Annotated in this window: 6 protein-coding genes; 4 read left to right on the forward strand and 2 right to left on the reverse strand. The window is 61.3% G+C overall.

Translation table 11 applies throughout. The features are described 5' to 3' along the window. Positions 1–8: 8 nt before the first annotated feature. Complete coding sequence (locus BM269_RS06410; protein ID WP_090436181.1) at positions 9–1,229, reverse strand: HD-GYP domain-containing protein; 1,221 nt, start codon at positions 1,227–1,229, stop codon at positions 9–11. 69 nt (positions 1,230–1,298) lie between these two features. Here BM269_RS06410 and BM269_RS06415 point away from each other — a divergent pair, with 69 nt between their 5' ends. Further along, complete coding sequence (locus BM269_RS06415) at positions 1,299–2,231, forward strand: LysR substrate-binding domain-containing protein (protein WP_090436182.1); 933 nt, start codon at positions 1,299–1,301, stop codon at positions 2,229–2,231. A 68-nt stretch (positions 2,232–2,299) separates the two neighbouring features. Here BM269_RS06415 and BM269_RS06420 read toward each other — a convergent pair whose 3' ends face one another. Continuing rightward, positions 2,300–3,028, reverse strand: a complete 729-nt coding sequence (locus tag BM269_RS06420; protein ID WP_229204518.1) for a substrate-binding periplasmic protein — start codon at positions 3,026–3,028, stop codon at positions 2,300–2,302. A 175-nt stretch (positions 3,029–3,203) separates the two neighbouring features. Here BM269_RS06420 and BM269_RS06425 point away from each other — a divergent pair, with 175 nt between their 5' ends. From BM269_RS06425 to BM269_RS06435, 3 genes are all read left to right on the forward strand, one after another. After that, positions 3,204–6,737 (forward strand): indolepyruvate ferredoxin oxidoreductase family protein, encoded by a 3,534-nt coding sequence (locus tag BM269_RS06425; protein WP_229204519.1) that lies wholly within the window; start codon positions 3,204–3,206, stop codon positions 6,735–6,737. Between the two features lie 118 nt (positions 6,738–6,855). Next, positions 6,856–10,149: a fused isobutyryl-CoA mutase/GTPase IcmF gene (gene icmF / locus BM269_RS06430; protein ID WP_090436183.1), complete on the forward strand. Its 3,294-nt coding sequence runs from the start codon at positions 6,856–6,858 to the stop codon at positions 10,147–10,149. Positions 10,150–10,407: 258 nt separating this feature from the next. Then, on the forward strand, positions 10,408–11,934 hold the full coding sequence (locus BM269_RS06435) for an alkaline phosphatase D family protein (RefSeq protein ID WP_090436184.1): 1,527 nt from the start codon (positions 10,408–10,410) through the stop codon (positions 11,932–11,934). Positions 11,935–12,073 lie beyond the last annotated feature (139 nt).

The raw sequence follows: 12,073 nt of genomic DNA on the forward strand, positions 1-12,073 counted from the left end.
GTTCAGGCTCAGGCCAGCGTCAGGAAGCGCATCGGGTCCACCTGCCATTTCGCCGCCGATTCATGGCCGACGATCTTGTCGCCGCCGCCAAAACCCAGGCCGCGCGACAGGTCGACAGTTTCCGGCTTGATGTACACATTGTTTTTCGTATTGAAGAACACGTTCACCTTCGGCGCCAGCAAGTTGCTTTCGTGCGGCTCGACCACCACGCCGAGACGGCCCGATTCCAGCATCACCAGGGTACCAACCGGGTAGATGCCGACGCAGCGCATGAATTCCTGCACCAGCTGCGGATTGAAATGGTGCTTGCTCCACTCGTAGATCTTGCGCAGGGCGGCCGCTGCCGGCAGTCCCTTGTGATAGACGCGGTCTGCCGTAATCGCGTCGTAAACGTCGACAATTGCCGCCATCTGCGCGATTTCGCTGATTTCGTCCCCCGCCAGTTTGTCCGGGTAACCGGTGCCGTCACGCCGCTCGTGGTGGTGCAGCGTAATGTCCAGCGCCAGTGCCGGCACCTCGGGGGACTGCTTCAGGATGTTGAAGCCATCCACTGGGTGCTTCTTGATGATGGTGAATTCTTCATCGGTCAGCGGGCCCGGCTTGTTCAGGATCGCGTCCGGCACCAGGGCCTTGCCGGTATCGTGCAGCAAGCCGCCAAGGCCGGCTTCGCGGATGATGTCCTGGTCCAGGTTGCGCGCATTGGCGAACGCCACCAACAAGGCGCACACGCTGACCGAATGCAGGAAGGTGTAATCGTCCTTGGACTTGATGCGCAGCAGGCCCAGCAAGGCGCCCGGGTTGCGCAAGATCGATTCGGTGATGTTCTGCACCACCGGCTGCACGGAACCGATTTCGATTGCCTTGCCGAGACGGGCATCGGCCATCACATTGCGCACCACCCCGGCAGCCTGCGTGCGGATCTGTGCCGCGCGCTGCAACTCTTCACCCAGGGAAGTCCGGATGATGCGCGACGGCTCTTTGGCGATCGCTTCGACTTCGCGCTCGGTCGCGGCCTGGGCCTCGGCCAGCGACGGCGCATCCTCCACGTCCAGCCCTTTGGACGCGTCGATCACCACGTCGTGGATGCCGGCCTGGATGATTTTCTGGATCTGCTCCTGGCTCGAAATCTCGAAGCGGTTGCGGACAAACGGGTGGGTCATCCAGTCACAGCTCAGGTCGTGGATATACATGCCGACCTTTAACTGCGCCGAATCGACTTTCTTTAACATGGTGAGGCTCGCGAGATAAATCCGTGAAGAACGTTAGAATAAGTATACACAATGTTATCCTACGGGAATATGGAACTTCGCCAACTGCGCTATTTTGTTGCAATCGTCGACCACGGATCGTTGTCGCGCGCCGCCTTGGTATTGCACGTTGCGCAACCCGCCCTGACCCAGCAATTGCGCCAGCTTGAAGAAGAACTGGGCGCCCAGCTCTTGCACCGCAGTGCCCAAGGCGTCGTCAGCACCGATGCCGGCAAAGTGTTTTACGACCATGCCCAGGCGATCTTGAAGCAGGTGGCCGACGCCCGCTCCGCCGTTACCCAGTCGGCCCGCCCGTCGGGCAGCGTCACCATGGGCTTGCCGCACAGTATTTCCGGTGCCCTGGCGCTGCCCCTGTTGACCGCTGCCCGCGAGCAATATCCCGACATTACGCTGCAGTTGACCGAAGAACTGACCGGAAACCTGGCAGAACAGCTCAAAAGCGGACGCGTCAACCTGGCCGTGCTGTTCGACGACGGCCAGTTGACTCCGTTCTCCACCACCCCATTGGCGGAAGAAGAACTGCGCTTCATTTGCCGCCATGACGCGGTGTGGTTCAGCGACAACGAAAGCGTCACGCTGCAGCAAGCCCTGAACACCACATTAATATTGCCTGGACTGCAACACGGCGTGCGGCCACGCATCGAAGCCATCGCGCGCGCCGCCGGCCTGTCCATCGGAAATGTCATCGAAATCAACTCGATCGCCATCCTGAAGTCCGCCATCATGGCCGGCATGGGCGCGACCATCCTGCCGGTAGCGCCGGTCCTGCCGGAAATCGAACTTGGCCAGATGCGCAGCGTGCGGATCAACAACCCCGCCATCAGTCGCACTGTGGTGTTGTGCGCCTCCCGCAATATCCCCCTGACCAACGCCGCCAACGCGATCGCCGCGCTGACCCAACAAGTGGCGACCGACCTCTGCCAGCGCAATACCTGGCCTGGTGCCCGTTTGCTTTCCAACTGAATTATTTACGGCCGGGTTCGTGTCCCATTTCGGGTGTGACCCCATGGTGGGACACGGGCTGGGCTGTGTTAGGTCAGCTTATGTCTTGCCAGAATGCGGCGCAAGGTGCCGTCAGCGCGCATGTTGTCTAACGCGCGCTGGAACAGGGCGCTGTCGGTGTCGTCGAAGTCCAGGGATCCTGCCAACCAGGCCGTGGTGGTGCGTACCGGGGCGCTGGTTTCGAAGTCGCCTGCATCCGAGCCGTGCCCTTTCAGGGACGCGGCGATGATGCGGCGCTCGCCAAACGCCGCGTCGGCCATGCCGCCCAGCAGGAAGCGGTGCACTTCGTCGATCGAACTGGCTTCGACAAAGCGCGTGAAACCCTGCTCTTTCAGGATAGCGGCCTGGGCGGCGCCGCGCAGCAGGGCGATGCGCTTGCCCTTCATCTGTTCCACCGGCAGCAGCTTGCCGCGCACGGCCAGCAAGACATAATTCTCGTCCAACAGCGGCACCAGCCAGCGGTAGTGCGCTTCACGCTCGGATAGTCGGGTCAGCGGGTAGATGGCGGTGGCTGGCATGGTGGTGGCCAGGAACTGCGCGCGGCGCCAGGGTACGAACTGGGTCGCAGGCTTCAGGCCGGCCCGCTGGCACAACTCCGCCACGATCTCCTGCAAGGCGCCCTGATCGCCGCTTTCATGTACCAGCGAGGGCAAGTGGCTGGTTACCAATTGCATCTTGCGCGCCACGCCGGCCAAGGCCAGCGCCGGGCTGGCTAAGCACACTGCTGCCGCCACCAGAATTGTTCGTCGAGCCATCATTTTTTCTTATACCCCCATCCCCAAACCGTATTTCCGTATACGTAAAGTAACCCGTAAACTTAAAAGTTGAAAAGGCTTGCACACCCGCAGGCATTGTGACTTAGGCAAGGACGCGCTTACCCGGCGCCGACCAATGCCAGGCACGCACCGAATCATGATTTTGGAGACAGCCACCATGCCAGACGGCAGCAACTCGCCTGTACTAAACGACGTCACCCTCGACGACAAATTCACTTCCACCACCGGTAAAGTCTTCCTGTCCGGCATCCAGGCGCTGGTGCGCCTGCCAATGATGCAGCAATTGCGCGATGCGCGCGACGGCTTGAGCACCGGCGGTTTCATCTCCGGCTACCGCGGCTCTCCGCTGGGCGGCCTGGATGAGACGTTGTGGAAGGCGCAAAAGCACCTGGAACAGCACAATGTGCAATTCGTCCCAGGCGTGAATGAGGACCTGGCGGCGACTGCCGTCTGGGGCTCGCAGCAGGTTGACCTGATTGGCCCGGCCAAGTACGACGGCGTGTTCGCGATGTGGTACGGCAAGGGCCCGGGCGTGGACCGCTGCGGCGACGTCTTCAAGCACATGAACCATGCCGGTACGTCCAAGAACGGCGGCATCCTGCTGGTGGCCGGCGACGACCACGGTGCTTACTCGTCCACCCTGCCGCACCAGTCGGACCACATCTTTTCCGCCTGCATGATCCCGGTACTGTATCCATGCAATGTGCAGGAATACATCGACCTCGGTATCCACGGCTGGGCCATGTCGCGCTTCTCCGGTTGCGCCGTCGCCTTCAAGGCGCTGGCGGACACCGTGGAGTCGAGCGCTTCGATCGATGCCGATCCGTTCCGCGTTGAGGTGAAGATCCCGAAAGACTTCGTGATGCCGGAAGGCGGCCTGAATGCCCGCCTGTCCTCGATCCCGCTGGGCCAGCAAGCGCGCAACCAGGAAGCGCTGATGCAGGACTACAAAATCTACGCGGCCCTGGCTTACGCTCGCGAGAACAAGCTGAATCACACCACCATCGATTCCAAGGACGCCAAGCTGGGCATCATCGCCTCCGGCAAGTCCTACCTGGACGTGCTGGAAGCGCTGGAAGAACTGGGCATCGACGAAGCCATGGCCGCCAAGGTTGGCCTGCGCCTGTTCAAGGTCTCCATGCCATGGCCGCTGGAGCCGGACTCGGTGCGTGAATTCGCACAGGGCCTGGACGAAATCCTGGTGGTGGAAGAGAAGCGCCAGTTCGTCGAATACCAGCTGAAGGAACAGCTGTACAACTGGCGCGACGACGTGCGTCCGCACATCATCGGCAAGTTCGACGACAAGGGCGAGTGGGTTGCCCCGCGCGGCGAATGGCTGTTGCCGCCGAAAGCGGACTTCTCGGTATCGCAAGTGGCGCGCGTGATTGCGAGCCGCGTGGCGCGCTACATCGCCGACGCTTCGATCCAGGACCAGATCAAGGCCCGCCTGTCCTTCCTGGAAGCGAAAGACGCCGTGCTGAAGAAGGCGATCGAGACGCCGTTCCGCCCGGCTTTCTACTGCTCCGGCTGCCCGCACAACACTTCGACCAAGGTACCGGAAGGTTCCTTCGCGCTGGCCGGCATCGGCTGCCACGTGATGGCAACTTCGATCTACCCTGAGATGAACAAGCTGACCACGCATATGGGCGGCGAAGGCACGCCGTGGATCGGCCAGGCGGCATTCAGCAAAGTGCCGCACGTATTCCAGAACCTGGGCGACGGCACTTACTTCCACTCCGGCTATCTGGCGATCCGCGCCGCCGTTGCTGCGAAAGTCAACATCACCTATAAGATCCTGTACAACGACGCCGTGGCCATGACCGGCGGCCAGCCGGTCGACGGCACCGTGTCGGTGCCGATGATCGCGCAGCAGATGGCGGCCGAAGGCATCAAACGCATCGCGCTGGTGACTGAAGACCTGTCGCGCTACACCGACCGTTCCGCCCTGCCTTCCATCGTTTCCCTGCATGACCGCAAGGAGATGGATGCCGTGCAGCGCGAACTGCGTGAGCTGCCTGGCTGCACCGTCATCATCTACGACCAGACTTGCGCCGCCGAGAAGCGCCGCCGCCGCAAGAAGGGCGAGTTCGCTGACCCGAACAAGCGCATGGTCATCAACGAAGCCGTATGCGAAGGCTGCGGCGATTGCGGCATCCAGTCCAACTGTGTGTCGATCCTGCCGAAGGAAACTGAATTCGGCCGCAAGCGCACCATCGACCAGTCGAGCTGCAACAAGGACTACTCGTGCACCAAGGGCTTCTGCCCATCCTTCGTCACCGTCGAAGGCGGCACGCTGAAGAAGACCAAGACCGGCACCGCGAAGACCGACGACTGGGGCGATGTCCCGCCACCAGTACTGCCAAGTATCGAGCAGCCATACAACATCCTGATCAACGGTATCGGCGGTACCGGCGTGATTACCGTCGGCGCGCTGATGGGCATGGCCGCGCACCTGGAAGGTAAAGGCGCCTCGGTGCTGGACATGACCGGCATGTCGCAGAAGAACGGCTCCGTGACTTCCCACGTCAAAGTGGCGAAGACCCCGGCCCACCTGCGCGCGCAACGCATCGCCACCGGCGAAGCGGACCTGATCCTGGGCTGCGACATGCTGACCTCCGGCGCCTACGACGCCGTATCGAAGATGCGCCCGGGCCGCACCTTCGCCATCGTCAACCAGCATGAGCAGCCGCCAGGCACCTTCGCGCAGAACGCCGACTGGCAGTATCCGGCTGAAAGCGTGGAAGCGCTGATCACCGAATCCGTCGGCGGCGCGCAGTCTGTGGACTTCATCAACGCCACCAAGCTGGCGACTGCACTGATGGGCGACTCGATTGCGTCCAACCTGTTCATGATGGGCTACGCCTTCCAGAAGGGCCGCATTCCGCTGAGCGAAGCCGCCCTGCTGCGTGCCATCGAGCTGAATGGCGTGGCCGTTGAGTCGAACAAGAAGAGCTTCCTGTGGGGCCGTCGCGCCGCTGTCGACTTCAAGCGCGTGGAAAAGATCGCAACCCCGACCCAGGCCGTCGTGGTGCAGATGCCACAGTCGTTGGAAAACGTGATCAAGAAGCGCGTTGAGTTCCTGACCGCTTACCAGGACGCTGCTTACGCCGCGACTTATGAAGACCTGGTGCAGCAAGTGCGTTCGAAAGAGACCCTGCTGGGCCTGGGCAACAAGCTGTCGACCGCGGTGGCCAAGTCGCTGTTCAAGCTGATGTCCTATAAAGATGAATATGAGGTGGCGCGCCTGTACACCGATGGCCGCTTCGTCGAGCAGCTGAAGACCCAGTTTGAAGGCGATTTCTCGCTGAAATTCAACCTGGCGCCGCCGCTGTTCGCGAAGAAGGATGCCAAGGGCCACCTGGTCAAGGCGGAATATGGTTCGTGGATGTGGAAGGCGTTCACCCTGCTGGCCAGGTTCAAGGGCCTGCGTGGCGGCACTTTCGATATCTTCGGCTATACCGAGGAGCGTAAGATGGAACGCGCGCTGATCACCGAGTTCCGCGGCGTTATTGCTGAGCTGCTGGGTGGGCTGTCTGCTGCGAACCATGAACAGGCGGTGGCGCTCGCCAATTTGCCGGAGAAGATTCGTGGCTTTGGCCATGTGAAGGAAAAGGCTGTGGCCGAGTATCAGGTGAATAAGGCGAAGTTGATGGCTGTGTTCAAAGACGGCTCTCACGCACACGCTGCCTGAAAACCGGTAAACCGGTGTCAGACCCGCAGGGTCTGACACCGATCTGCCGGTTTTGCTTGACTTGACGTTAACGTAAACGTCATATAATCAACATTCCCCGTTCCAAGGAACACAAAACATGAACGACCTCGCCAACGCCAAGAAACTGTCCGCTGAGCCAGAGCAGGCCAAGACCGCGAACAAAGTCCGCTTTGTCACCGCCGCGTCCCTGTTCGACGGCCACGACGCCTCGATCAACATCATGCGCCGCATCCTGCAATCGCAGGGCGCCGAAGTGATCCACCTGGGCCACAACCGCTCGGTGGACGAAGTGGTCACCGCGGCGCTGACCGAAGATGTGCAAGGCATCGCCATCTCCTCCTACCAGGGCGGCCACGTCGAATACTTCAAGTACATGATCGACCTGCTGCGCCAGCGCGGCGGTTCGCACATCAAGGTGTTCGGCGGCGGCGGCGGCGTGATCGTTCCAAGCGAAATCAAGGACTTGCACGACTACGGCGTGACCCGCATCTTCTCGCCGGAAGACGGCCAGCGCATGGGCCTGGTCGGCATGATCCAGTGGATGGTGCAGCAATGCGACGTCGACCTGTCCACCTACTCCCCGACCCAGCTGGATGCCATCCGCAGCGGCGATATCGAACAGCGCCACCGCCCCCTGGCCCAGTTGATCACCGCACTGGAAAACGGCAAGGCATCCGACAAGCTGCGCGCCGAACTGACGGAGGCAGCCAAGGCCGTCACCGCGCCAACCCTGGGCATCACCGGCACCGGCGGCGCAGGTAAATCCTCGCTGACCGATGAACTGATCCGCCGCGTGCGCCTGGACCAGGCCGACGCGCTGAACATCGCCGTGATCTCGATCGACCCGTCGCGCCGCAAATCGGGCGGCGCGCTGCTGGGCGACCGTATCCGCATGAATGCGATCAACCCTTGGAACGGCAAGACCCGTGTCTTCATGCGTTCCCTGGCGACCCGCGAAGCCGGTTCCGAAATCTCCCAGGCCCTGCCTGACGTGGTCGCAGCCTGCAAAGTCGCCGGTTTCGACCTGGTGATCGTGGAAACCTCCGGCATCGGCCAGGGCGATGCCGCGATCGTGCCGCACGTCGACGTGTCCATGTACGTGATGACGCCGGAATTCGGCGCCGCATCGCAGCTGGAAAAGATCGACATGCTCGACTTCGCCGATTTCATCGCGATCAACAAATTCGACCGCAAGGGCGCGCAGGATGCACTGCGCGACGTGGCCAAGCAGTACCAGCGCAACCGCGAAATGTGGACCAAGCGTCCGGAAGAAATGCCGGTATTCGGCACCCAGGCCTCCCGCTTCAACGACGACGGCGTGACAGCCCTGTACCAGGGCCTGCTGCCGGTACTGGCGGGCAAAGGCCTGAAGACCACCAAGGGCGTGCTGGCTCCGATGGACGTGCGTTTCAGCTCCGGCAAGAACGTGATCGTTCCTCCGGCACGCGCGCGCTACCTGGCCGAGATCTCCGACACCGTGCGCGGCTATCATAAAAAGACGCAAGCGCAAGCCAAGCTGGCACGCGAACGCCAACAGCTGCAGGAATCCAAGCGCATGATGGCTGTCGCCGGCAAATCGGTGGCCGACTTCGACGACCTGATCATCGAACGCGATCACGCCATGGACGGCGCGGCCAAGAAGCTGCTGGCCCAATGGCCGGACATGCAGGCGGCCTACGCCGGCGACGAATACGTCGTAAAAATCCGCGACAAGGAAATCCGCACCGGCCTGGTGCAGCACACCCTGTCCGGCACCAAGATCCGCAAGGTATCGCTGCCGAAGTATGAAGACCACGGCGAGCTGCTGCGCTGGCTGATGCTGGAGAATGTTCCAGGCTCCTACCCGTTCACCGCCGGCGTGTTCGCCTTCAAGCGTGAAGGCGAAGACCCAACCCGCATGTTCGCGGGCGAAGGCGATGCGTTCCGTACCAATCGCCGCTTCAAGCTGGTGTCCACCGGCATGGATGCGAAGCGCCTGTCGACCGCATTCGACTCCGTCACCCTGTACGGCGCCGACCCTGCGATCCGTCCTGACATCTACGGCAAGATCGGTAACTCCGGCGTGTCCATCGCGACCCTGGACGACATGAAGGTGCTGTACGACGGCTTCGACCTGTGCAACCCAAGCACCTCGGTGTCGATGACCATCAACGGCCCTGCCCCGGCGATCCTGGCGATGTTCATGAACACCGCCATCGACCAGCAGGTCGAGAAGTTCGTCGCCGAGAACAAGCGCCAGCCTTCGGAAGACGAATTCCAGAAGATCAAGGACTGGGTGTTGATGAACGTGCGCGGCACCGTGCAGGCCGACATCCTGAAGGAAGACCAGGGCCAGAACACCTGCATCTTCTCGACCGAGTTCTCGCTGAAGGTGATGGGCGACATCCAGGAATACTTCGTGCACCACCAGGTACGCAACTTCTACTCGGTGTCGATCTCCGGCTACCACATCGCGGAAGCCGGCGCGAACCCGATCTCACAATTGGCCTTCACGCTGTCCAACGGCTTCACCTTCGTGGAAGCCTACCTGGCGCGCGGCATGCATATCGACGATTTCGCGCCGAACCTGTCATTCTTCTTCTCCAACGGCATGGACCCGGAATACACGGTGCTGGGCCGCGTTGCGCGCCGCCTGTGGGCCGTCGCAATGAAAGAGAAATACGGTGCCAACGACCGCTCGCAGAAGCTGAAGTACCACATCCAGACTTCGGGCCGCTCGCTGCACGCACAGGAGATCGACTTCAACGACATCCGCACCACGCTGCAGGCGCTGATCGCAATCTACGACAATTGCAACTCGCTGCACACCAACGCCTACGATGAAGCGATCACCACGCCAACCGACGAATCCGTCCGCCGCGCATTGGCGATCCAGCTGATCATCAACCGCGAATGGGGCCTGGCGAAGAACGAAAACCCGAACCAGGGCGCCTTCATCATCGAAGAACTGACCGACCTGGTGGAAGAAGCGGTTCTGCAGGAATTCGAGCGCATCGCCGAACGCGGCGGCGTGCTGGGCGCAATGGAAACCGGCTACCAGCGCGGCAAGATCCAGGAAGAGTCGCTGCTGTACGAGCACAAGAAACACGACGGCTCGCTGCCTATCATCGGCGTGAACACCTTCCGCAACCCAAAAGGTTCGGAAGCCCCGGCCACCATCGAACTGGCCCGTTCCACCGACGATGAAAAGCAATCGCAGCTGACCCGCCTGGCGGACTTCCACGCCCGCAATGCGGACGCGGCACCAGCCGCCCTGGCTGCGCTGCAAAAAGCCGCCATCGACAACGAAAACGTGTTCGCCAAGCTGATGGACGCAGCCCGCGTCTGTTCGCTGGGCCAGATCACGACCGCGCTGTTCGAAGTCGGCGGCCAATATCGCCGCAACATGTAACCGAAGGAAGGTGTCAGACCCCAGGGGTCTGACACCGCTTTACCGGTTTTAGTGGAAGAACAACCACACCAGCAACAGCACAATCCCCGGCACCCCCAGCAGCCAAGCCAAGAAATACTTCCCCATGATCGCCTCCTTGTGACGTTAAACAATAGTCACAGGCTACGACTCGCACCGTAGGCCGTCAGTTAGCTGGAACACACGCAGCCCGACGAACAAGTTATCATTTAACGATTTGATAATGATGCGAGGACGGCAATGGCAGTAGTGTTGGGACCAATCTTGAAGTTCTGCGGCTGTGACGACGGCATGTGGACTGTCAGCGCGCTGGTAGTGTGGATGGGCGACGTGCCGCCCGCCGTCACCGCAGCCGTGCTGCCCGGCACGGCTGCCGCAGTGCGCCCCCTGGCCACCGCCTCCCGCCGCTTGCGCACCCGTTTGCACAGGCGCACCGTGCATACCGTCGAAAGCTGGCGATTCACCATCGAGCAGCACGCCACGCGCGAGCAGCAAGTCCAATACATCGTCGACGGCCAAGCCTTCACTTTCACCGTGCCGGCGCGCGACAACGCCCCCACCTGCGCCTACACCTCTTGCAACGGCTTCTCCGACTACAAGAAAATGAAGGACATCCCGCAGGACCCGGTCTGGAACAAGATGCACGACAACCACGTGCAGCGTCCATACCACCTGCTGTTGATGGGCGGCGACCAGGTCTACAGCGACGCGATGTGGACCACGACCTCCCTCAACGACTGGGCTGCCGCGCCGAACGACAAAAAACTCGCCAACAAGCCGGTCAGCAAATCACTGCAAACCGAAATCGACGATTTCTTCTTCGGGAATTACCTTAAGGTGTGGGCCTATCCGCATGTCGCCCGCATGTTCGCCACCGTTCCGACGGTGATGATGTGGGACGATCACGACATCATCGATGGTTGGGGTTCTTACCCGGACAAGTTCCAACAGTCGCCCGTATTCAAGGCGATCTACAACATCGCGCGCGACTACTTCCTGCTGTTCCAGCAGCACAGCACAACGGAAGCCGATGTGCCGCTGCGGCTGCCATTGCAGCCAGGCTTCACCCAGGCATTGCGCGTCGGTGAATACGGGCTGCTGGTGCTGGATTTGCGCAGCGAGCGCACGCCGGACGTCGTCATGGGCGATCAATCGTGGCAAGCCGCCTATACCTGGCTGGAAGCGCAGCAGGACTGCAAACACTTGCTAATCATGTCCAGCATCCCCGTCGTGCACCCTGACTTCAGCACGCTGGAAATGCTGCTGTGCGCCTTGCCTGGCCAGCAGGAACTGGAAGACGACCTGAAAGACCATTGGCTAAGCCGCACCCACCAATGGGAGCGCCTGCGCCTGATTCACCGCCTGCAGGAATGGTCGCAAAGTAGCGGCGGCCGCGTCACCATCCTCTCCGGCGACGTGCACGTGGGTGCGATCGGCGCCATCGAATCGAGCCAGAAGCAGTACCAGGGCAAGCCGATCACGATCCACCAATTGACTTCGTCCGGCGTGGTCCACCCGCCGCCGCCAGCGATGGCGCTGTTCTACCTCGAACACGTCGGCGACAAGGTGGAACAACTGGAAGGCGGCATCACGACCGCGATGTACAAATTCCCCGGCACCTCGCACCGCTACATCGGCGCGCGCAATTACCTGAGCCTCGAGCCGGACCGCATCGTGGACGGCCGCTCGCGCAACCGCCTGTGGGCCAACTGGTATGTCGAGAATGAAGCACAGCCTTATCGCCAGGCGATCCTGCCGCTCGAATGAACGCTCTGAAAGCCACATGCGAATCAAATGCTTGCTTTTGGTTCGCAAGTTCAGCGGAGCGCAAAAATACAACATCTGACGAGTGTAAATACTTTATTCCCATTGGCACCATCTTCCGATAGGGAGCAAAATTCCAAGT

The sequence above is a fragment of the Duganella sp. CF458 genome (genome assembly GCF_900113115.1).
GTDB lineage: Bacteria > Pseudomonadota > Gammaproteobacteria > Burkholderiales > Burkholderiaceae_D > Rugamonas.

What these genes read in the sequence shown, in the direction of transcription:
- BM269_RS06415 (WP_090436182.1), top strand. Translation starts at nt 1,299, where the DNA reads ATGGAACTTCGCCAACTGCGCTATTTTGTTGCAATCGTCGACCACGGA.
- BM269_RS06420 (WP_229204518.1), bottom strand. Translation starts at nt 3,028, where the DNA reads ATGATGGCTCGACGAACAATTCTGGTGGCGGCAGCAGTGTGCTTAGCC.
- BM269_RS06435 (WP_090436184.1), top strand. Translation starts at nt 10,408, where the DNA reads ATGGCAGTAGTGTTGGGACCAATCTTGAAGTTCTGCGGCTGTGACGAC.
- icmF (WP_090436183.1), top strand. Translation starts at nt 6,856, where the DNA reads ATGAACGACCTCGCCAACGCCAAGAAACTGTCCGCTGAGCCAGAGCAG.
- BM269_RS06425 (WP_229204519.1), top strand. Translation starts at nt 3,204, where the DNA reads ATGCCAGACGGCAGCAACTCGCCTGTACTAAACGACGTCACCCTCGAC.
- BM269_RS06410 (WP_090436181.1), bottom strand. Translation starts at nt 1,229, where the DNA reads ATGTTAAAGAAAGTCGATTCGGCGCAGTTAAAGGTCGGCATGTATATC.